The organism is Streptomyces sp. NPDC059003 (assembly GCF_042740445.1).
Taxonomy (GTDB): domain Bacteria; phylum Actinomycetota; class Actinomycetes; order Streptomycetales; family Streptomycetaceae; genus Streptomyces.
The window spans coordinates 41,841-63,549 of record NZ_JBHYJH010000037.1 but is presented as its reverse complement, the minus strand read 5'-3'; the positions used below and the strand labels follow the sequence as shown (position 1 = coordinate 63,549).

13 protein-coding genes, 1 tRNA gene and 2 rRNA genes are annotated in these 21,709 nt (G+C 70.7%); 13 read left to right on the top strand and 3 right to left on the bottom strand.

Annotated elements, in window-relative coordinates; genetic code table 11:
• From ACFWZ5_RS16370 to ACFWZ5_RS16355, 4 genes are all read left to right on the top strand, one after another.
• Positions 1-114 (top strand): 23S ribosomal RNA (locus ACFWZ5_RS16370); the annotation flags it as partial.
• Between the two features lie 91 nt (positions 115-205).
• Positions 206-322: ribosomal RNA gene (gene rrf, locus ACFWZ5_RS16365) — 5S ribosomal RNA — on the top strand.
• Between the two features lie 99 nt (positions 323-421).
• Positions 422-1,099 carry a DegT/DnrJ/EryC1/StrS family aminotransferase gene (locus ACFWZ5_RS16360; protein WP_384791675.1) on the top strand — a complete coding sequence of 226 codons (678 nt, stop codon included), beginning with the start codon at positions 422-424 and terminating at the stop codon, positions 1,097-1,099.
• 87 nt (positions 1,100-1,186) lie between these two features.
• Positions 1,187-1,262, top strand: a tRNA-Thr gene (locus tag ACFWZ5_RS16355).
• A gap of 86 nt (positions 1,263-1,348) precedes the next feature.
• Here ACFWZ5_RS16355 and ACFWZ5_RS16350 read toward each other — a convergent pair.
• A complete protein-coding gene (locus ACFWZ5_RS16350) occupies positions 1,349-4,009 on the bottom strand; it encodes a SpoIIE family protein phosphatase (protein ID WP_384791673.1) in 2,661 nt (886 codons plus the stop codon).
• Positions 4,010-4,271: 262 nt separating this feature from the next.
• Between ACFWZ5_RS16350 and ACFWZ5_RS16345 the strand changes: the two genes are divergently transcribed.
• From ACFWZ5_RS16345 to ACFWZ5_RS16305, 9 genes are all read left to right on the top strand, one after another.
• The gene (locus ACFWZ5_RS16345; protein WP_384791670.1) at positions 4,272-9,788 is read left to right on the top strand and encodes a HAMP domain-containing protein; all 5,517 of its coding nucleotides are present in this window, start codon (positions 4,272-4,274) and stop codon (positions 9,786-9,788) included.
• A 438-nt stretch (positions 9,789-10,226) separates the two neighbouring features.
• Positions 10,227-10,910, top strand: coding sequence for a two-component system response regulator (locus ACFWZ5_RS16340; RefSeq protein WP_189738697.1), 684 nt, complete (start codon positions 10,227-10,229; stop codon positions 10,908-10,910).
• 205 nt (positions 10,911-11,115) lie between these two features.
• The gene (locus ACFWZ5_RS16335) at positions 11,116-13,860 is read left to right on the top strand and encodes a DNA translocase FtsK (RefSeq protein ID WP_384791667.1); all 2,745 of its coding nucleotides are present in this window, start codon (positions 11,116-11,118) and stop codon (positions 13,858-13,860) included.
• Positions 13,861-14,154: 294 nt separating this feature from the next.
• A complete protein-coding gene (locus ACFWZ5_RS16330) occupies positions 14,155-15,039 on the top strand; it encodes a helix-turn-helix domain-containing protein (RefSeq protein ID WP_384791664.1) in 885 nt (294 codons plus the stop codon).
• An 84-nt stretch (positions 15,040-15,123) separates the two neighbouring features.
• The gene (rimO, locus tag ACFWZ5_RS16325) at positions 15,124-16,635 is read left to right on the top strand and encodes a 30S ribosomal protein S12 methylthiotransferase RimO (RefSeq protein WP_384791661.1); all 1,512 of its coding nucleotides are present in this window, start codon (positions 15,124-15,126) and stop codon (positions 16,633-16,635) included.
• Positions 16,632-17,405, top strand: a complete 774-nt coding sequence (pgsA, locus tag ACFWZ5_RS16320; RefSeq protein WP_384791658.1) for a CDP-diacylglycerol--glycerol-3-phosphate 3-phosphatidyltransferase — start codon at positions 16,632-16,634, stop codon at positions 17,403-17,405. Before rimO ends, pgsA begins: the two co-directional genes overlap by 4 nt.
• A 161-nt stretch (positions 17,406-17,566) precedes the next feature.
• Entirely contained in the window at positions 17,567-18,259 is a 693-nt protein-coding gene (locus ACFWZ5_RS16315; protein ID WP_384791655.1) for a CinA family protein, read from the top strand.
• A gap of 109 nt (positions 18,260-18,368) precedes the next feature.
• Entirely contained in the window at positions 18,369-18,743 is a 375-nt protein-coding gene (locus tag ACFWZ5_RS16310) for a helix-turn-helix domain-containing protein (protein WP_030688912.1), read from the top strand.
• 274 nt (positions 18,744-19,017) lie between these two features.
• Positions 19,018-19,488 (top strand): Dps family protein, encoded by a 471-nt coding sequence (locus ACFWZ5_RS16305; protein WP_384791651.1) that lies wholly within the window; start codon positions 19,018-19,020, stop codon positions 19,486-19,488.
• Positions 19,489-19,909: 421 nt separating this feature from the next.
• Here the strand turns inward: ACFWZ5_RS16305 and ACFWZ5_RS16300 are convergent, their stop codons facing one another.
• Positions 19,910-20,686: an SDR family NAD(P)-dependent oxidoreductase gene (locus tag ACFWZ5_RS16300; RefSeq protein WP_384791648.1), complete on the bottom strand. Its 777-nt coding sequence runs from the start codon at positions 20,684-20,686 to the stop codon at positions 19,910-19,912.
• Positions 20,687-20,718: 32 nt separating this feature from the next.
• On the bottom strand, positions 20,719-21,552 hold the full coding sequence (locus ACFWZ5_RS16295) for a DNA-formamidopyrimidine glycosylase family protein (protein ID WP_384791645.1): 834 nt from the start codon (positions 21,550-21,552) through the stop codon (positions 20,719-20,721).
• Positions 21,553-21,709: the final 157 nt, after the last annotated feature.

Sequence of the window (21,709 nt, the reverse complement as noted above, 5' to 3'; positions counted from 1 at the left end):
CCCACCCACTTGATGGGGTAAGGCTCCCAGTAGACGACTGGGTTGATAGGCCAGATATGGAAGCCTGGTAACGGGTGGAGTTGACTGGTACTAATAGGCCGAGGGCTTGTCCTCAGTTGCTCGCGTTCACTGTGTTGGTTCTGAAACCACGAACAACCCCGCACCCGTTGAGGGTGTGGTGCGGTAGTTCACAGTTTCATAGTGTTTCGGTGGTCATAGCGTGAGGGAAACGCCCGGTTACATTCCGAACCCGGAAGCTAAGCCTTACAGCGCCGATGGTACTGCAGGGGGGACCCTGTGGGAGAGTAGGACGCCGCCGAACTAAACGTAGAGAGCTGGTCCCTGAACTTCGGTTTGGGGACCAGCTCTTTTTTGTTGCGCGTCACTCCGTGTTCACGTTGCGCGATCAACATTCGCAGACATGGGGACAGTAGCCGTGCTGCGAGCCGCAGGTGTCGGGAGCGGGGACGAAGTCATCGTGCCCGCGTACGGAAATGTGGGAGTCGCCGAAGCCGTCGTGCTCGCGGGGGCCATGCCCGTGTTCGCCGACATCGACCCGGAGACGTACTGCCTCGACCCCGGAGCCGTCGACGCGGTCGCCACCTCGCGGACCGCCGCGGTCGTCGCCGTACACCGCTTCGGGAACCAGGCCGACATCGACGGGCTCCGCGACGTCGGGCAGCGGCACGGGTTCACCGTCCTTGAGCAGGGCGAGCCGGACGCGCCGAGCGACGGGCTCGCGCGGCGACGGGTGCACGCCCTGTATCTGAACGCGCGGCTCAAGGGCGTGCTGACGCCCGCCGAGAGCCTCGCCCACCGCTATCAGCAGTACGTCGTGCGCGTACCCGGCAACGGCCGGCCGGACCGGGACGCGTTCGCACGAGCCGTACGGGTCAAGGGAGTGGAGTGCCGGGTGCCGGTGAAGACGCCCCTGCACCGCACACCGCAGTTCTGGCGCGACATAGAACTGCCCGAGACCGAGCGTGCCGCCGACGAGACCCTTGCGCTGCCCGTGGACGCCTGGCTGACCCGGCGTGAACTCCAGCGGATCGTGTCGGCGTGCAATGCGCTCGGAGGGCTTCTCAACGCGGCGTTCTGAGGGCGTCGGCGGGGCGGTTCTGGACCGCCTGATGTTCGGGTATGATTTATTTCGTTGCCGCGCGGGAAACCGCGAAAGGCGCAACTGGCCCCTATAGCTCAGTCGGTAGAGCGTCTCCATGGTAAGGAGAAGGTCAGCGGTTCGATTCCGCTTGGGGGCTCCATACGAAAAGGCCACCGCCTCGCAGGCGGTGGCCTTTTTCCGTTTGCGGCCCGGGACTTCACGGTCCGGGACTTCCTGGCCCCGGGCTCAGCTCTCGCGCTCCGGGACGCGCATCGCCAGGATCGCCATGTCGTCCGACGGGGCGTCCGTCGCGAAGCGCTCCACCGCGCGCATGATGCGGGCCGCCACCGCGCCGGCCGTCAGTCCCGTACACGTCGTCAGGACGTCCGCCAGGCCGTCGTCGCCCAGCATGCGGGTGCCCTCGCGGCGCTCGGTGACGCCGTCGGTGACGCAGAGCAGGACATCACCGGGGTCGAGGGTCATCGTCTGCTCGTACAGTTCGAGGTCCTCCATGACGCCGAGCAGCGGCTGGGGCTCCGCGTACGGCTCGACCGTGCCGTCCTGGCGCAGGCGCAGCGGCAGCGGATGGCCGGCGCACACGACCTTCAGGAACGCCGAGCCGTCCTCCTGCGGCCACAGCTCGCCGTACAGAAGGGTGAGGAAGCGGCTGCGGGCGCCCTCGTCGAGGATCGCCGCGTTCAGGCGCTCCAGGACCGCCGGGCCGCCGAAGCCCTCGCGGGCGAGGAGGCGCAGGGCGTGACGGGCGAGGCCCGTCACGGCGGCCGCCTCCGGACCCGTGCCGCAGACGTCGCCGATCGCGAAGCCGTACGCGCCGTCGCGGATCGGGAAGAGGTCGTAGAAGTCACCGCCGACCTCATTGCCCTCGCCCGCGGCGCGGTAGATGACCTCGACCTCCACGCCCGGGACCTGGGGCAGGCCGGGCGGCAGGAGGCTGCGCTGGAGGGACTGGCTGATGGCCATGCGCTCCGAGTACAGGCGCGCGTTGTCGAGGGCGAGCGCGGCCCTGCGGGACAGGTCCTCGGCCAGCTCCAGGATCTCCTGGCGGAAGTGCTCGTCGGCGGGCTTGCCGAGTGTGAGCATGCCGATGACGCGGTTGCGGGCGACCAGGGGAAGGACCACGGTCTCGCCGCCCACGGCGGACGCCGTCGACAGGGTCGTACCGATGCCCGAGCCGACCGTCATCGGCTCACCCAGGCCCAAGTTGCGCATCGAGGTACGCAGGGCCGCCTGGTGCGCGGCATCGGACGGGGCCTTCCAGACGCGGGCGCCCGGGGTCGGGACCGGATCCGGCGGGGCGATCTTCTTGAGCAGCGCCTTGAGGCCGTCGATGCGGTCCTCGTCCTCATGGAGGACGTACGAGAGATAGGGCTCCGAGGCCTGGTCGGCGATCGTGTAGACCGCGCACCAGGTGGCGAGCGTGGGGACCGTCATCTGGGCCATCAGGGCCAGGGTCTGGTCGCGGTCGAGGGTGCCCGCGAGGAGGTCGGAGGCCTCGACGAGGAAGGAGAGCGAGCCCCGGCGGAGCCGCTCCATCTCGCTGAGGCGCGCGTGCTCGACGGCGAAGGCGATGCGGTCGGCGGCGAACTGCAGGCGCAGGGCCTCCTCGTTCGCGTACCGGCCGGGGGCTTCCGCGGCGACGCCGAGGGCGCCCGTGAGGCGGCCCTCCACCTTTAGGGGGACCGTGACGACCGAGCGCATGCCCGTGCCTTCGAGGAGCGGGGCCGCGCCCGGGACCTGCGTGAGGTCCTCGTGGACGGCGGGCATCCGGACCGAGCCGTACCGGCCGGGTCCTGCCTCGACGGGGACGCGGGCGAAGCGCTGCCGGGCCGATGGCAGGCCGGTGGAGGCGCGGACCTGCAGTTCCGTCTCGTCGTCCGTGGCGAGGAGCAGATATGCGGCGTCGCCGTCGAGCATGTCGCGGGCGCGCTCGACCGTGCGCTGGAGGAGGCCGTCCAGGTCGTCGGGGGCGGGGGAGCCGATGAAGGCCTCGAAGGGGTCGGCGGCGCGGGGTTCGCTGAGCGTGCCGGACTCGGGGGCCGGGCCGCGCAGCGGGGTCTGGAGGACGGCGCGCTCGTCGTCGCGTACGAGGAGACAGACCGTGGAGGGCTCGCCGTCGGTGTCGCGGACGCGCAGGTGCGAGGCGTAGACAGGGGTGACGCGGCCGTTCGCGTCGCGGATGCCGTAACTGCCCTCCCAGCGCGACAGTTGCAGGGCGTCGGCGATGCCGGTGCTGGTGCCGGGGGTGTGCGGCCAGGCCGCGAAGTCCGTGAGGGGTTTGCCGGTGACCTGGTCGGCGACGTACCCGAAGAGTTCCTCCGCGTCCTCGTTCCAGGCGGTGATCGCGCCCGTGCGGTCGATCTGGACGACGGCGACCCGGACGCGGCCGTCGGCGATGGGCAGCAGGTCGGCCGGGAGGGAGGGGCCGGCGGCGCGGGTGCCCACGGGGCGGTCGGGCAGGTCGAGTTGGAACCAGACCTGCTTGTGCGTCGAGGTGTAGTCGACGCCCCAGCGGCCCGCGAGCGCCGCGCAGAGCTGGAGGCCGCGGCCGCCCTCGCGGTCGGGGCTGCCCATGGTCGCGGGCGAGTTCTGCAGCGGGATCTCGCGCTCGGGATAGCGGTCGGACACCTCGATGCGGACGGAGTCGTCGGTGCGCAGGCACTGGACGTCGGCGGCGGTGCCCGCGTGCACGACGGCGTTCGTGACCAGCTCGCTGGTCAGGACGACGGCGTCGTCGACAATGTCCGAAAACCCCCACCCCTGGAGGGTGTCCCTGACGAATGAGCGGGCCGTCGCGACGGAACGCCCGACGGGTTCGAAGGTCGCAGCCGCGCGCGCGGTGATCACAGAGCTCCTCGTCCGTTGTCCCCCGGGAATCTGCAGTCCCATGGTGCGGCCGCCCCTCCGATGCCCGCTGTTATGTGTGCCACCGCCCTGGCCGGGCAGGACCGGGGTGGTTGGACAGCCGGATGCCAGGTTACTTACCTTCGCCGTCCAAGCTGATGCCGGTCGCCAGTGTTTCCGCCCGGAGGGTGTGCGGACGGTGTGCGAAGCTGCCGAACTGTTATGGCCTGGTTCGGCCATGGTGAAACACTGGGCAGGCTTGAGATACAGCCCGAGCAGTACGGTCGACCCTTGCGGGAGGGACACAGTGGAGTCTGGCGCTGCGACGCGGGCCGCTAAGACGCGCGCGAAAGACGGACGGTCCCCGAACAGCCAGCGCAAGCCGCGGAACGGGACGACGGTCACGGTGGACGCCGCGGCTCTGCACAGGCTGCTGTCCGCACTGGTGACGATGCGGGACGGGAACTTCCGCAAGCGCCTCACGGTGTCGGGCGACGACGTCATGTCGGAGATCGCGGCGGTCTTCAACGAGGTGGCCGACCGCAATCTGCACCTCACGGGCGAGCTGGCCCGGGTGCGGCGCACGGTGGGGCGTGAGGGAAAGCTCACAGAGCGGCTGCAGGCCGGGGCCATGGAGGGGTCGTGGGCGACGGCGATCGACGCCGCGAACGACCTCGTCGACGATCTCGTACGCCCGGTCTCCGAGGTCGGCCGGGTGCTCTCCGCGGTCGCCGAGGGCGACCTGGAGCAGCGCATGGAGCTGCGCGCGCAGGTGATGGACGGCAACGGCCATCCGCTGCGCGGCGAGTTCCTGAAGGTCGGGCGGACGGTCAACAACCTGGTCGACCAGCTCTCGACGTTCACCGACGAGGTCACGCGCGTGGCCAGCGAGGTGGGCACGGAGGGCAAGCTGGGCGGGCAGGCGCGGGTGCGCGGGATGTCGGGTTCGTGGAAGGACCTGACGGACTCCGTCAACACGATGGCGTACCGGCTGACCGCGCAGGTCCGGGACATCGCGCTGGTGACGACCGCGGTCGCCAAGGGTGATCTGTCCCGGAAGGTCACGGTTCACGTCGCCGGCGAGATGCTGGAGCTGAAGAACACCGTCAACACGATGGTCGACCAGCTCTCCTCGTTCTCCTCCGAGGTCACCCGCGTCGCGCGCGAGGTCGGCACGGAGGGCGAGCTCGGCGGGCAGGCGCGGGTGCCGGGTGTCGCGGGCGTGTGGAAGGACCTCACCGACTCGGTGAACCTGATGGCCGGGAACCTGACCGCGCAGGTGCGCGGCATCGCCCAGGTCACCACGGCCGTCGCCAACGGCGATCTGTCGCAGAAGGTACGGGTGAGCGCCCGCGGCGAGGTGGCCCAGCTCGCCGGGACCATCAACCAGATGACGGAGACGCTGCGCACGTTCACCGACGAGGTCACCCGCGTGGCCAACGAGGTCGGTGCGGAGGGGCAGCTCGGCGGTCAGGCGAACGTGCCGGGGGCGGCCGGGACGTGGAAGGACCTGACGGACTCCGTCAACACGGTCTTCCGCAACCTGACGACGCAGGTGCGGGACATCGCGCAGGTGACGACGGCGGTGGCGAACGGCGACCTGTCGCAGAAGGTCACCGTGGACGTCGCGGGCGAGATGCTGGAGCTCAAGAACACCGTCAACACGATGGTGGACCAGCTGTCGTCGTTCGGTGACGAGGTGACGCGCGTCGCCCGGGAGGTCGGCGCCGAGGGGCAGCTCGGTGGGCAGGCGCAGGTGCCGGGCGCCGCGGGCACCTGGAAGGACCTCACCGACTCGGTGAACACCGCCTTCCGCAACCTCACCGGCCAGGTCCGCAACATCGCGCAGGTGACGACGGCGGTGGCGAACGGCGACCTGTCGCAGAAGGTCACCGTCGACGTCTCCGGCGAGATGCTCCAGCTGAAGAACACCGTGAACACGATGGTGGACCAGCTGTCGTCCATGGCCGACCAGGTCACGCGGATGGCGCGGGACGTGGGCACCGAGGGGCGCCTGGGCGGCCAGGCCCGCGTGGACGGCGTGAGCGGCACGTGGAAGGAGCTCACGGACTCCGTCAACTTCATGGCCGGCAACCTGACGTCGCAGGTGCGCCAGATCGCCCAGGTGACCACGGCGGTGGCCCGCGGTGACCTGTCCCAGAAGATCGACGTCGACGCCCGGGGCGAGATCCTGGAGCTCAAGAACACCATCAACACCATGGTCGACCAGCTCTCCGCGTTCGCCGACCAGGTGACGCGCGTCGCCCGGGACGTGGGTACGGAGGGCAGGCTCGGCGGGCAGGCGCAGGTGCCGGGTGTGGCCGGTGTGTGGCGCGACCTGACCGACTCGGTGAACGGCATGGCCGGCAACCTCACCGCGCAGGTCCGCAACATCGCGCAGGTCGCGACGGCGGTGGCCCGCGGTGACCTGTCGCAGAAGATCGACGTGGACGCCCGGGGCGAGATCCTGGAGCTGAAGAACACCCTCAACACGATGGTGGATCAGCTCTCGGCCTTCGCCGAGCAGGTGACGCGCGTCGCGCGCGAGGTGGGTACGGACGGCATCCTGGGCGGGCAGGCCGAGGTGCAGGGGGTGTCGGGTACGTGGAAGGACCTGACGCAGTCCGTGAACGGCATGGCGAACAACCTGACCCTCCAGGTGCGCAACATTGCCGAGGTCACGACCGCCGTCGCCCGCGGCGACCTGTCCAAGAAGATCACCGTCGACGCCAAGGGTGAGATCCTCGAGCTCGTCACGACCGTGAACACCATGGTCGACCAGCTGTCGTCGTTCGCCGAGCAGGTCACGCGGGTCGCCCGCGAGGTCGGCACCGAGGGCAAGCTGGGCGGCCAGTCCCGCGTGCCGGGCGTCACGGGCATCTGGAAGGACCTCAGTGACAACGTCAACCTGATGGCCAACAACCTGACCATGCAGGTGCGGAACATCTCCCAGGTCGCCGCGGCCGTGGCCAACGGCGACCTGACGAAGACGGTGACGATCGAGGCGCGCGGCGAGGTCGCGCAGCTCGCCGACACCTTCAACACCATGGTGAAGACGCTGAGTTCGTTCGCCGACCAGGTCACCAAGGTGGCCCGCGAGGTGGGCACGGACGGCATCCTCGGCGGCCAGGCCCGCGTCCCCGGTGTCTCGGGCACGTGGAAGGACCTCACCGAGTCCGTGAACGGCATGGCGTCCAACCTCACCGGCCAGGTCCGCAACATCGCGATGGTCACGACGGCCATCGCGAAGGGCGACCTCACCAAGAAGATCGACATCGACGCGCGCGGCGAGATCCTGGAGCTCAAGACGACCATCAACACGATGGTCGACCAGCTGTCCTCCTTCGCCGAGCAGGTCACCCGGGTCGCCCGTGAGGTGGGTACGGAGGGCCAGCTGGGCGGCCAGGCGCGGGTGCGGGACATCGACGGCACGTGGCGCGACCTCACCGAGTCGGTGAACGAGATGGCCGGGAACCTGACCCGGCAGGTGCGCGCGATCGCGGCCGTCGCCACCGCGGTGACCCGCGGCGACCTCAACCTGAAGATCGACGTGGACGCGGCGGGCGAGATCCAGGTCCTCCAGGACAACATCAACACGATGATCGCGAACCTGCGTGACACGACCCTCGCCAACAAGGAGCAGGACTGGCTCAAGGGCAACCTGGCCCGCATCTCCGGTCTGATGCAGGGCCGCCGCGACCTGGCGGACGTCGCCTCGCTGATCATGAGCGAGCTGACGCCCGTGGTCTCGGCGCAGCACGGCGCGTTCTTCCTCGCGGTGCCCGTCGACGACCCGAACGACATCGGCGGTGACGAGGACGCGTACGAGCTGCGCATGCTCGGCAGCTACGGCTACTCGATGGGGTCGATGCCGACGTCGTTCCGGCCCGGTGAGACGCTCATCGGCACGGCGGCCAAGGAGCGGCGCACGATCCTCGTGGAGAACGCGCCCTCGGGCTATCTGCGGATCGCCTCCGGGCTTGGCGAGGCGCCTCCGGCGCAGGTCATCGTGTTGCCGGTGCTCTTCGAAGGCAAGGTGCTCGGGGTGATCGAGCTGGCGTCGTTCCAGCCGTTCACGCAGATCCAGAAGGACTTCCTGAGCCAGATCGCCGAGATGATCGCGACGAGCGTCAACACCATCAGCGTCAACACGAAGACCGAGATGCTCCTCAAGCAGTCGCAGGAGCTCACCGAGCAACTGCGCGAGCGCTCCGAGGAGTTGGAGAACCGGCAGAAGGCGCTGCAGGAGTCCAACGCCGAGCTGGAGGAGAAGGCGGCGCTCCTGGCCCAGCAGAACCGCGACATCGAGGTCAAGAACACCGAGATCGAGGAGGCCCGGCAGGTCCTCGAGGAGCGCGCCGAGCAGCTCGCGGTGTCGATGCGCTACAAGTCCGAGTTCCTGGCGAACATGTCGCACGAGCTGCGTACGCCGCTCAACTCCCTGCTCATCCTCGCCAAGCTGCTCGCCGACAACGCCGACGCGAACCTGACGCCCAAGCAGGTGGAGTTCGCCGAAACGATCCACGGTGCGGGCTCGGACCTGCTCCAGCTGATCAACGACATCCTGGACCTGTCGAAGGTCGAGGCGGGCAAGATGGACGTCAGCCCGACACGGATCGCGCTGGTCCAGCTCGTCGACTACGTGGAGGCCACGTTCCGCCCGCTGACCGCGGAGAAGGGCCTGGACTTCTCCGTACGGGTGTCGCCGGAGCTGCCCGCGACGCTGCACACGGACGAGCAGCGGCTCCTTCAGGTGCTGCGCAACCTGCTCGCCAACGCGGTGAAGTTCACCGACAGCGGGGCGGTGGAGCTGGTCATCCGGCTCGCCGGCAACGACGTGCCGAACGCGATCCGCGAGCAGCTCCTCGAGGCCGGTTCGCTGCGGGACCCGGACGCGGATCTGATCGCGTTCTCGGTGGCCGACACCGGCATCGGGATCGCGGCCAGCAAGATGCGGGTGATCTTCGAGGCGTTCAAGCAGGCGGACGGCACGACCAGTCGCAAGTACGGCGGTACGGGCCTCGGCCTGTCGATCAGCCGGGAGATCGCGCGGCTGCTCGGCGGGGAGATCCACGCGGCGAGCGAGCCGGGGCGCGGCTCCACCTTCACGTTGTATTTGCCGCTGCACCCGAGCGAACTGCCGCCGCAGGGCTACCCGCAGCTCCCGGCGCCGCTGGCCACGCCCGAGCTGCCGGGCCGGGAGGCCCCCGAGAGCGGCACGGCCCGCGAGGCCCTGCCCCCGGGCCCCGCACCCGCCGGAGCGCCGGCGCAGGCGTCCCCCGGCCCCGCCGCGCTGTTCCGGCGCAGGCGGCGGAACACGCCCGCCAGTGAGGCGCCCGCCGCCGCGGTGCCGGGCCAGCCGGGCACGGCGGCCGGTGCGGAGGTCCAGGACCAGTGGCACGACGGCGGTGCGCAGGAGCTGCCGCCCACGCGCGTGAAGCTCCAGTTCGACGGCGAGAAGGTGCTGATCGTCGACGACGACATCCGCAATGTGTTCGCGCTGACCAGCGTCCTGGAGCAGCACGGTCTGTCCGTGCTGTACGCGGAGAACGGCCGCGAGGGCATCGAGGTCCTGGAGCAGCACGACGACGTCACGGTCGTCCTGATGGACATCATGATGCCGGAGATGGACGGGTACGCCACGACCACGGCGATCCGCAGGATGCCGCAGTTCGCGGGCCTCCCGATCATCGCGCTCACCGCGAAGGCGATGAAGGGCGACCGGGAGAAGGCCATCGACTCCGGAGCGTCGGACTACGTGACGAAGCCGGTCGACCCCGATCATCTTCTGTCGGTCATGGACCAGTGGATGCGGACGGAGTGACGCGACGCCCGGACGGTTCCACGACGGGCCCCGGAGGGTTCCGCGGCGGGTCCGCGGAACTCCGGGGGCCCGTCGTGGAACCTCGACGGGCGTTAAGGAGTCGTACGAAGTAGCCGCACGGTCCGTACGGCACGGCCCGCACGAGACGTAGGAATCCGTCGCACGGGTCGTACGGAGACGTCACACGGGGCCTACGGAGACACCGCGTCATTACGCGGAGTTGCTGACGGAGTGTGGCCGACGCCGTGTAGAACCGCGGTATTCGGGGAACCTTCTGGTCCGCCACTGCGTTTCTGCTACGTGCACAGTGACATCGCGGTGACAGGGTGTGGCGACAGGCGGGGTGCGGCTACCATGACCGGCACAACGACGGACGGCGCAAGGGAGTCGTCCCCTGGGGCGGCGCCCGGTGTACCGCCGGGGCGAGGAGGGCGGGCCATGGTGCAGAAGGCCAAGATCCTCCTGGTCGATGACCGGCCGGAGAATCTGCTGGCGCTGGAGGCCATCCTCTCTGCGCTCGATCAGACGCTGGTGCGGGCATCGTCCGGGGAGGAAGCGCTCAAAGCGCTGCTGACGGACGACTTCGCGGTCATTCTGCTGGACGTCCAGATGCCGGGCATGGACGGCTTCGAGACCGCCGCCCACATCAAGCGGCGGGAGCGGACCCGGGACATCCCGATCATCTTCCTCACGGCCATCAACCACGGCCCGCACCACACCTTCCGGGGATACGCGGCGGGAGCCGTGGACTACATCTCCAAGCCCTTCGACCCCTGGGTCCTGCGCGCCAAGGTCTCCGTGTTCGTCGAGCTGTACATGAAGAACTGCCAACTGCGCGAGCAGGCGGCCCTGCTGCGCCTGCAGCTGGAGGGCGGGGCGAAGGCGGCGGCCGCGGACACCAAGGAGCCCGCGGGCCTCCTCGCCGAACTGTCCGCGCGCCTCGCGGCCGTTGAGGAGCAGGCCGAGGCGCTGTCCAAGCAGCTCGACGACGACTCGGCGGACGCGGCGGCAGTCGCCACCGCCGCCCATCTCGAACGCAAACTCACGGGTTTGCGCAGGGCCCTTGACGCGCTGGAGCCGGGCACCGGAAGCGGCGCCGCTTCGGTGCCTTCGCAGAACTGAGCCTCCGCGGCGCCGACCCTTCGCAGTACTGATCCTCACGGATCCTTCGCGGAACTGACCGGACGACAGCTCCGCGGCCGCCGAGTGCGGTCGCGGCAGGCGCCGATGAGCGGCCGTCAGCTCGCCGCCCGGACCGGGGCGACACAAACGGGTGAAGCGGTAGGCACACGTGTCCACCGTCGCCTCCCCCGGTAATCTCACACCCATGGCCTCACGTCCCGCAGCCAAGAAGACGCCCGCGAAGAAGGCGGCCGCGCCGACCAAGGCTCCGGCGAAGAAGGCCGCTGCGAAGAAACCACCCGCGAAGAAGGCCGCGGCCAAGAAGGCACCCGCCAAGAAGGCCGCGCCCAAGCCCGCGCCGAGCACCGGCAACCCCCTGTACCGCGTCGTCCGGGCCCTGTGGATGGGCCTCGCGCACGGCGTGGGCGCGGTGTTCCGCGGCGTCGGCCGCGGCGCCAAGGGCCTCGATCCCGCGCACCGCAAGGACGGCCTCGCGCTGCTCATGCTCGGGCTCGCGCTGATCGTCGCCGCGGGCACCTGGTCCAATCTGCACGGCCCCGTCGGCGACCTCGTCGAGATGCTGGTGACCGGCGCCTTCGGGCGCCTCGACCTGCTCGTGCCGATACTGCTCGCGGTCATCGCCGCGCGCTTCATCCGGCACCCCGAGAAGGTCGACGCCAACGGCCGCATCATGATTGGCATGTCCGCCCTCGTCATCGGCGTGCTCGGGCAGGTGCACATCGCGTGCGGGGCGCCCGCGCGCTCGGACGGCATGCAGCAGATAAGGGACGCGGGCGGCCTCATCGGCTGGGGCGCCTCGACCCCGCTGACCAAGGCGATGGGCCAGGTGCTCGCCGTGCCCATGCTGGTGCTCCTGACGGTCTTCGGGCTCCTGGTGGTCACGGCGACGCCGGTCAACGCCATCCCGCAGCGGCTGCGGGCGCTCGGCGTGCGGCTCGGCGTCATCGAGGCGGCGCCGGAGGCCGAGGAGTACGGGGAGTACTCGGCGGACGACGAGCGGTACGAGGACCAGTGGCGCGAGGCGCTGCCCGCCCGCGCCCGCGGCCGCAGGGCGCCCGCCTCGGGACCGCAGACGCCCTCTCCGGAGCAGGCCGAGGAAGAGGCCCTCACCAAGCGGCGCAGGCCGCGACGCGCCTCCGCGCAGCCCGACCCGGACCGCCCCCTGGACGCCGTGGACGTGGCCGCCGCGGCCGCCGCCGCGCTCGACGGCGCCGTGCTGCACGGCATGCCGCCCTCGCCGCTGGTCGCCGACCTCACGCAGGGCGTCGCGGGGGACCGCGCGGAGCAGGACCCGTCCGCCCCGGTGCCGCCCGCCCGCGCCACGGGCGTCACGCCCGGCAAGAAGAAGCCCGCCGCCAAGGAGACCGCGCCCGCGGGCGTCCCCGACCTGACCAAGGCCGCCCCCGAGGAGCCGCGCGACCTGCCCCCGCGCGCGGAGCAGCTCCAGCTCTCCGGAGACATCACCTACTCGCTGCCCTCCCTCGACCTCCTGGAGCGCGGCGGCCCCGGCAAGGCCCGCAGCGCCGCCAACGACGCGGTCGTCGACTCGCTCTCCAACGTCTTCACGGAGTTCAAGGTCGACGCCGTCGTCACCGGCTTCACGCGCGGTCCGACGGTCACGCGCTACGAGATCGAGCTCGGCCCCGCCGTGAAGGTCGAGAAGATCACGGCGCTCGCGAAGAACATCGCGTACGCCGTCGCGTCCCCCGACGTGCGGATCATCTCGCCCATCCCCGGCAAGTCCGCCGTCGGCATCGAGATCCCGAACACCGACCGGGAGATGGTCAACGTCGGCGACGTGCTGCGGCTCGCGGACGCCGCCGAGGACGACCACCCCATGCTGGTGGCGCTCGGCAAGGACGTCGAGGGCGGCTACGTGATGGCCAACATCGCGAAGATGCCGCACATCCTCGTCGCCGGAGCCACCGGTTCCGGCAAGTCGTCCTGCATCAACTGTCTGATCACCTCGATCATGGTGCGGGCCACCCCCGAGGACGTCCGCATGGTCCTCGTCGACCCCAAGCGCGTCGAGCTCACCGCGTACGAGGGCATCCCGCACCTGATCACGCCGATCATCACCAACCCCAAGCGGGCGGCCGAGGCGCTCCAGTGGGTCGTGCGCGAGATGGACCTGCGCTACGACGACCTCGCGGCGTTCGGCTACCGGCACATCGACGACTTCAACCAGGCCGTGCGCGAGGGCAAGCTCAAGACGCCCGAGGGCAGCGAGCGGCAGCTGCAGCCCTATCCGTATCTGCTGGTGATCGTCGACGAGCTCGCCGACCTCATGATGGTCGCGCCGCGCGACGTCGAGGACTCGATCGTGCGCATCACCCAGCTCGCCCGCGCGGCCGGCATCCACCTGGTGCTCGCCACGCAGCGGCCGTCCGTGGACGTCGTGACCGGCCTGATCAAGGCAAACGTTCCCTCGCGGCTCGCCTTCGCGACCTCCTCGCTCGCCGACAGCCGCGTCATCCTCGACCAGCCCGGCGCCGAGAAGCTGATCGGCAAGGGCGACGGCCTGTTCCTGCCGATGGGCGCGAACAAGCCGGTCCGCATGCAGGGCGCCTTCGTCACCGAGGACGAGGTCGCGGCGGTCGTCCAGCACTGCAAGGACCAGATGGCGCCCGTCTTCCGCGACGACGTCACCGTCGGCACCAAGCAGAAGAAGGAGATCGACGAGGACATCGGCGACGACCTCGACCTGCTGTGCCAGGCGGCCGAGCTGGTCGTCTCCACCCAGTTCGGGTCCACGTCGATGCTCCAGCGCAAGCTCCGCGTCGGCTTCGCCAAGGCCGGCCGGCTCATGGACCTCATGGAGTCGCGCAGCATCGTGGGCCCCAGCGAGGGGTCGAAGGCTCGTGACGTTCTTGTGAAACCTGACGAGCTGGACGGCGTGCTCGCCGTGATCCGCGGGGAGGCTGACTGACACGGGTCCCGGGCTCACCCGTACGAGGCGCGGCTAGCCCGTACGGGGACCGGCCCGACCCCGTGCGCGGGCGCGCTCACCAGTACGGAGACGGGCTCACCCGTACGGGAACGCAAGCAACCGTTTCTCTTCGGCTCACGTCAAGTTGAGGGGAGGAACAGCTCCATGTCCCACCATCAGGATGTCCGGCCATTCTGATGGCGTACAAAGTCCGTCCGCCCGGTTGCCCCACCCTTTCTCAGCCCCCCTAGACTGAATGTCCGGCAGGTGGCTACACGCTCGAAAGGCGCACCCGTGTCCATCGGCAACTCTCCTGAAGACGACCACCCTTCAGACGACCGCCTCGCAGACGACCGCCCGGCGGCGGACGGCCCCGCTCAGGAGCGGCCCACGGAGGATCGCCCCTCGATCGGCCAGGCCCTGCGGAAGGCGCGCATCGACGCGGGTCTGACCATCGACGAGATCAGCTCGTCCACCCGGGTGCGCATCCCGATCGTCCAGGCGATCGAGCAGGACGACTTCTCGCGCTGCGGCGGCGACGTGTACGCGCGGGGGCACATCCGCACGCTCGCCCGCGCCGTCCACGTCGACCCGGCCCCGCTGCTGGCCCAGTACGACGAGGGGCACGGCGGCAGGCCCCCGGCGCCGACGCCGGCCGCGCCGCTGTTCGAGGCCGAGCGGATCCGCTCCGAGCCGCGCCGGCCGAACTGGACGGCGGCCATGGTCGCCGCGATCGTCGCGGTGATCGGCTTCGTCGCGTACACGGCGTTCAGCGGTGACGACGGCGAAGGCTCGAAGCAGGTCGCCGACGGCTCCACGCCCGACACCGGCAAGCCCGCCGCGCCCAAGCCGAGCCCGTCCAAGCCCGCCGACCCCAAGCCGGACCCGTCGGACAGCGCGATCGCCGGCGTGCCGCGGGACAAGGTGACGGTCAAGGTGGACGCGGCCGACGGCCGCAGCTGGATCTCGGCTAAGGACCACAACGGCCGACTGCTCTTCGACGGGCTGCTCAAGCAGGGCGAGTCCAAGACCTTCCAGGACAAGACGAAGATCGACCTCGTGCTCGGCGACGCCGGAGCGATCAAGCTCTTCGTGAACGGCAAGCAGGTCGACAACGAATTCGAACCGGGCCAGGTCGAGCGCCTCACGTACACGAAGGGCGACCCGGAAGTCGGCTGACCTGCGCCGCCCCCGCGCGCCCGCCGCGAGCACCAGGAACCCTGGCGGCGGGCGCCGACGCATGGACGAAGTAGTCTTGAGACCATGCCCGAACGCCGCACTGTCGCCCTTGTCACGCTTGGCTGCGCCCGTAACGAGGTGGACTCGGAGGAGCTCGCAGGCCGCTTGGAGGCGGACGGCTGGGCCCTCGTCGAGGACGCCGAGAACGCGGACGTCGCCGTCGTCAACACCTGCGGCTTCGTCGAAGCCGCCAAGAAGGACTCCGTCGACGCCCTCCTCGAAGCCAACGATCTCAAGGGCCACGGCCGCACCCAGGCCGTCGTGGCCGTCGGGTGCATGGCCGAGCGCTACGGCAAGGAGCTCGCCGAAGCCCTGCCCGAGGCTGACGGCGTCCTGGGCTTCGACGACTACGCGAACATCTCGGACCGCCTGCAGACCATCCTGAACGGCGGCATCCACGCCTCGCACACCCCGCGCGACCGCCGCAAGCTGCTTCCGATCAGCCCGGCCGAGCGCCAGGAGGCCCAGTCGGAGGTCGCCCTGCCGGGCCACGCGCCCGTCGACCTGCCGGAGGGCGTCGCGCCCGCCTCCGGGCCGCGCGCGCCGCTCCGCCGCCGCCTCGGCGGCAGCCCCGTCGCCTCCGTCAAGCTCGCCTCCGGCTGCGACCGCAGGTGCTCGTTCTGCGCCATCCCGTCGTTCCGCGGCTCGTTCATCTCGCGGCGTCCTTCGGACGTCCTGGGGGAGACCCGCTGGCTGGCCGAGCAGGGCGTCAAGGAGATCATGCTGGTCTCCGAGAACAACACCTCGTACGGCAAGGACCTCGGCGACATCCGGCTCCTGGAGACGCTGCTGCCCGAGCTGGCGGCCGTCGACGGCATCGAGCGCGTGCGGGTCAGCTACCTCCAGCCCGCCGAGATGCGCCCCGGCCTCATCGACGTCCTGACGTCGACGGAGAAGGTCGTGCCGTACTTCGACCTGTCCTTCCAGCACTCCGCGCCCGGCGTGCTGCGCGCGATGCGGCGCTTCGGGGACACCGACCGCTTCCTGGAGCTGCTCGACACGATCCGCTCCAAGGCCCCGCAGGCCGGAGTGCGCTCGAACTTCATCGTGGGCTTCCCCGGCGAGACCGAGGCCGACGTGGCCGAGCTCGAGCGGTTCCTCACGGGCGCGCGCCTCGACGCCATCGGCGTCTTCGGGTACTCGGACGAGGAGGGCACCGAAGCGGCGACGTACGAGCACAAGCTCGACCAGGACGTCGTCGACGAGCGCCTCGCGCGCGTGTCCCGGCTCGCCGAGGAGCTGACCTCGCAGCGCGCCGATGAGCGCGTCGGCGAGACGGTCGAGGTCCTGATCGAGGCCGTCGACGAGGACGAGGGCGCCATCGGCCGCGCCGCGCACCAGGCCCCCGAGACGGACGGCCAGATCCGGTTCGCGGACGCCACGCCTGGGGACGATCTGCTGGTCGGCCGTATGGTCGTGGCAAAGGTCGTCGGCACGGAGGGCGTGGATCTGGTGGCTGAGCGGTGCGAGGTCCTTGGCGAGACGCCCGTCGGTGCCGACGGGCCCCATGGCGTCGGCGAAGGGACGGTCAGATGACCCAGGTCCCGGCATCCGCGGCGGGCGGCTCCGGCGCGCCGGGCGCGAAGCCGGTGCGCGGCGGAAAGCTGGGCGCCGCCGCGATGGACCAGGCCAGTCTGTGGAACGTCGCGAACCTGCTGACCATGATCCGGCTGCTGCTCGTGCCCGGCTTCGTGATGCTGCTCCTGGCCGACGGCGGGTACGACCCGGCCTGGCGCTCGTTCGCCTGGGCCGCCTTCGCCATCGCCATGATCACCGACCTGTTCGACGGTCATCTGGCCCGCACGTACAACCTGGTCACGGACTTCGGGAAGATCGCCGACCCGATCGCCGACAAGGCGATCATGGGGGCCGCCCTGATCTGTCTGTCCTGGCTCGGCGACCTGCCGTGGTGGGTGACCGGGGTGATCCTCGGGCGTGAGCTGGGGATCACGCTGCTGCGGTTCTGGGTGATCCGCTACGGCGTCATTCCGGCCAGCCGCGGCGGCAAGATGAAGACGCTCGCGCAGGGCACGGCCGTCGGGATGTACGTCCTGGCGCTGACCGGGCCGCTCGCGACGCTGCGGTTCTGGGTGATGGCCGTCGCGGTCGTGCTGACCGTGGTGACCGGGCTCGACTATGTGAAACAGGCCATTGTGCTGCGGCGCCGGGGGATGGCCGCGGAGGCCTCCGGCGGGGTGTCGGGTGAGGCGCCGGAGCCTGGGGCGGTCCCGGAGTCCGACGCGGCCTCGGAGACGGCTTCTGAGGCGGCCTCGGAGGCGGTTTCGGGTCCGGAGCGGTCGCAGTGACGTCTGCGGTGCCGCCTGCGGCGCGGGAGGTCGGTGGGGGAGCTCCTGTTTCTGGTGCCGCTGGTGCTTCTGGTGCCTGTGGTGCCTCTGGTGTTTTCGGTGTTCCTGGTGCTTCCGGTGCTTCCGGTGTTTCCGGGGTCGCTGAGGAGGCGCTGCGGCTGTTGCGGGAGCGCGGGGAGACGCTGGCGGTCGCCGAGTCGCTCACCGGGGGCCTGGTGGCCGCCGAGGTGACGGCCGTGCCGGGGGCCTCCCGGGCCTTCCGGGGGGCGGTGACCGCGTACGCGACGGAGCTGAAGCGGGACGTCCTCGGGGTCGACGGCGCGCTCCTCGCCGCCCGCGGGGCCGTGGACGCCGAGGTCGCCCTCCAGATGGCGGCCGGGGCCAGGCGGCTGCTCGGGGCGGACTGGGGCGTGGCGACGACGGGTGTCGCCGGCCCTGAGCCGCAGGACGGGCAGCCGGTGGGGACGGTGTTCGTGGCCGTGGCCGGGCCGGTTTCCGCTGGTGCCGGGCCGGTTCCCGCTGGTGCGGGACCGGATTCCCGCGGTGCGGGGCTGGATCCGCGCGGCGCGGGGCCGGATTCTGGCGATGCGGGGCCGGAATTTCACGGTCCGGGGGCGGATTCCGGCGATGCGCGGTCGGATTTCGACGGCGCGGTGACGGATTTTGGCGGCGCTGGGCACGGTTCCCCGCTTCGCTCTGAGGGGAATGTGGCCGCGCTGCGGTTGAACGGAAACCGTACGGAAATCCGTATGGAGAGCGTACGCAGCGTGCTGGAGCTGCTCGTCGAGCGGCTCTCCGGCGAACGTGCCGAGAATGGGCGGGCACAGGATACGGAACAGAACGGGGGGACTTGATGTTTGCAGCCCTGAGTGAACACGACATCGCTCCCCGCACGGCCGCCGCGCAAGGCGGTACGGTGGGGCGTGAAGGATGCGGCTACGCGGTCCGAGGAGGGAGCCACCGATGATTCTGCTCCGTCGCCTGCTGGGTGACGTGCTGCGTCGGCAGCGCCAGCGCCAGGGCCGTACTCTGCGCGAAGTCTCCTCGTCCGCCCGAGTATCGCTCGGCTATCTCTCCGAGGTGGAGCGGGGGCAGAAGGAGGCTTCCTCCGAGCTGCTTTCCGCGATCTGCGACGCGCTTGACGTACGGATGTCCGAGCTCATGCGAGAAGTGAGCGACGAGCTCTCGCTCGCCGAGCTGGCCGAGTCGGCAGCGGCCACGGAACCGGTGCGCGCACCGGTCCGACCGATGCTCAATTCCGTCTCGGTGACCGGCGTGCCACCGGAACGGGTGACGATCAAGGCGCCTGCGGAGGCGGTAGACGTCGTCGCCGCGTGATGTTCGGGCTGCCGATCACGCGGTGGTTCGGGCCACCGATCACGCGTCAGGGGAGCACGGCACGTAGGTGAAACCCCTGTGAAGCCCCGGCCGGGGAAGTTCTGGCCGGGGCTTTCGCTGTCGTGGGCCATCCCGTCGCCCGGGCGTTCCGGTGGTGCCCGAAGTGGCCGTAATGGTGCGGGTGCGCGATGGTTGATGGGGGTTTTGTGCCGGGGTGGGCGGGTAGCCGGGCCCTACACCCTCCTGCACGACTCCTGATACGCGGAGGTGGCCTATGTACGTAGTGAAGAGCCCCTTGCCCGACGATGACCTGAAGACGGTGGCCGAGGCCCTGCAAGGCGCCCTCGTGGACCTTGTCGACCTGTCCCTGGTCGCCAAGCAGATCCACTGGAACGTGGTCGGCCCGCGCTTCCGCTCCGTCCACCTTCAGCTCGACGAGGTCGTCGACACCGCGCGCCAGCACTCCGACACGGTCGCCGAGCGGGCCTCGACGCTCGGGGTGTCGCCCGACGGGCGCGCGGCCACGGTGGCGGCCAGCAGCGGAATCGGCGCGGTCGGCGACGGCTGGGTCAAGGACGCGGACGCGGTGGGGACACTCGTGGACGCCCTCGGCGCGGTGATCACGCGGATGCGTGAGCGGGTGAACGCGACCGGTGACGCCGACCCGGTGAGCCAGGACATCTTCATCGGGATCACGGCGGACCTGGAGAAGCACCACTGGATGTTCCAGGCCGAGAACGGGTAGCGGGCCGGACGCCGGAAGCTTTGGGGCGGATGGGGTGGTCCTCCGACTGTCGGTTGTCGGGGGGCCACCCCATTTTCTGCTGTCTGCTGTCTGCTGATGCGGTCCGTCGTGGGGCGGGGGAGACTCGGAAGCCTGTGGTCGGGCAGCGGTTCTTGGTCGTGGTTCGGTTCTTGGCCGTGGTTCCCGGCGTGGTTCCCGGCGTGGAGCGACAGCGGGAGGTGGCAGCGGGAGGTGGCGGTCGTGGCGTGGCGCGTCCTTCGGTGGGCGCCTGCTCTGGGCCTCGCCGCGCTGTGGTGGTGGGCGGTGCTCCGGCTGGCGCTGACGCCTGACGCCGGGGTCTTCGAGGGGGCGGTCGCGGCCGGGGGGTGGGGGTTGAGCCTGTTGCCCGTGCACTGCGTGCCCAAGGAGCGGGCCGCGGGGGTCACCAGGGCATGGCGACGCCGCCGTTCGGGCGGAGGATCTGGCCGGTCATGAACGCCGATGCGTCCGACGCCAGGTACAGCACGGTGTGCGCGACGTCGTCCGGCTCGCCGACCCGGCCCAGGGGCGATCTGCGGGCCATGAGGTTCTCGGAGTATGCCTGCGCGGCCGCGTCGTGGCGGTCCGTCATCGGCGTACGGATCCACCCCGGCGCCACCGCGTTGACCCGGATGCCGTGGGCGCCGACCTCCGTCGCCAGCGTCTTCGTCAGCTGCACCACCGCCGCCTTCGCCGCGCCGTAGCAGAGCAGCCCGGGTCGGCCGGAGTCGACGGCGCCTGACGCCATGGTGACGATGCTGCCGCCCGAGCCCGCGGCCAGCATGGCCCGGACGGCCGCCTGGCATGCGTACAGGACGCCTTTGAAGTTCACGTTCAGGACCCGGTCCAGGTCCTCGTCCCGGGTCTCCAGTACGGGGCTGCTGTGCATGATCCCGGCGATGGCGGCCAGGACGTCGAGGCGGCCCGTCGCCGCGGTGGCGTCGGCGACCGCCCGGTCCACCTGTGCCTTGTCGGTCACGTCCATGGGGTGCGGGTGCGCGGTGGCGCCGCGGGCCGTGATGTCGGCCACCGTCTCGTCGAGGCCCGGCGCGTCGCGGTCGGCACAGTGGACGGTGGCGCCCGCCTCCGCGAGCAGGACGGCGGTGGCGCGGCCTATGCCGCTCGCGGCGCCGGTGACGAACACGGTGCGTCCGGTGAGGTCGTACGCCGTGACGGGCATGAGCGGACCGTACGAGGGGATCTGACGGTGCGTCAATGCTTTGCGGGTGGGGAGGTCGGGGCGGGCGCGGGGGTCGGGCCTCGCTGGCAGGTCGGGCACCAGTACGTCGGGCGCTCGCGGGAGCCGTCGCCCTGGTCCGCCGTGCGCAGCGGGGTGCCGCAGCGCAGACAGGGGCGGGGCGCGCGGCCGTATACGTACAGGCGCTGACCGGGGCGGGTGCTTCCCGTGGTCGTGCGGGCCGGGCGGTCGCGATTGGCTTCGAGCAGCTTCTTGGCGAGCGTGGGCAGGCGTGCCGCGGTCTCGGCGGGGAGTTCGCCGACGGGCAGCCAAGGGGTGACGCCGAGCAGGAAGCACAGCTCGCTCTTGTAGATGTTGCCGATGCCCGCGAGGTTGCGCTGGTCCAGCAGGGCCTCGCCGAGTGGGCGCTCCGGGGCCGCGAGGAGGTTGCGGAGCGCCTGGTCGGGGTCCCAGTCCGGGCCCAGGAGGTCGGGGCCCAGGTGGCCGACGGCGTGGTCCTCGGCGGTGGTGCGGAGCAGTTCAAGGACGGGCAGGCGGTAGCCGACGGCCGTGCGGTCGGCGGTGGCCAGGATGGCGCGGATCTGGTGGCCGGGGCCGCCGCGCCAGCGCTCGTGCGGGGCGTACACCTGCCAGGAGCCGTCCATGCGCAGGTGCGAGTGGAGGGTGAGGCCGCCCTCGATGCGGGTGAGGAGGTGCTTGCCGCGCGGGGTGACGTCCAGGACGGTGCGGCCCGTGAGGTCGACCGTCGCGAGCTTGGGGACGCGGAGGTCGGAGCGGGTGAGGGGGTGGCCGGCCAGGGCCTGGTGCAGGCGTCGGGCCGTCTGGTGGACGGTGTCTCCTTCGGGCATGGGGTCAGGGTGGCAGCTCTTTGCTGGCGGGGCGCGGGTTCTGGCGGGGCGCCTTGGGCGGTTGGGTGGCTCTCCCCCGGTGGGGGTGGCGCCTACGGTTTGTTGTGCGGCGGGGCCGCGCCGGTATGTCCGTCCTCGCCATCCCTTTGCGCAGTCA

Bases quoted from the DNA above. Each gene is read 5' to 3' on its own strand.
- ACFWZ5_RS16360 (WP_384791675.1), top strand. From the start codon at position 422: ATGGGGACAGTAGCCGTGCTGCGAGCCGCAGGTGTCGGGAGCGGGGAC.
- ACFWZ5_RS16350 (WP_384791673.1), bottom strand. From the start codon at position 4,009: ATGGGACTGCAGATTCCCGGGGGACAACGGACGAGGAGCTCTGTGATC.
- ACFWZ5_RS16340 (WP_189738697.1), top strand. From the start codon at position 10,227: ATGGTGCAGAAGGCCAAGATCCTCCTGGTCGATGACCGGCCGGAGAAT.
- ACFWZ5_RS16335 (WP_384791667.1), top strand. From the start codon at position 11,116: ATGGCCTCACGTCCCGCAGCCAAGAAGACGCCCGCGAAGAAGGCGGCC.
- rimO (WP_384791661.1), top strand. From the start codon at position 15,124: ATGCCCGAACGCCGCACTGTCGCCCTTGTCACGCTTGGCTGCGCCCGT.
- pgsA (WP_384791658.1), top strand. From the start codon at position 16,632: ATGACCCAGGTCCCGGCATCCGCGGCGGGCGGCTCCGGCGCGCCGGGC.
- ACFWZ5_RS16310 (WP_030688912.1), top strand. From the start codon at position 18,369: ATGATTCTGCTCCGTCGCCTGCTGGGTGACGTGCTGCGTCGGCAGCGC.
- ACFWZ5_RS16305 (WP_384791651.1), top strand. From the start codon at position 19,018: ATGTACGTAGTGAAGAGCCCCTTGCCCGACGATGACCTGAAGACGGTG.
- ACFWZ5_RS16300 (WP_384791648.1), bottom strand. From the start codon at position 20,686: ATGCCCGTCACGGCGTACGACCTCACCGGACGCACCGTGTTCGTCACC.
- ACFWZ5_RS16295 (WP_384791645.1), bottom strand. From the start codon at position 21,552: ATGCCCGAAGGAGACACCGTCCACCAGACGGCCCGACGCCTGCACCAG.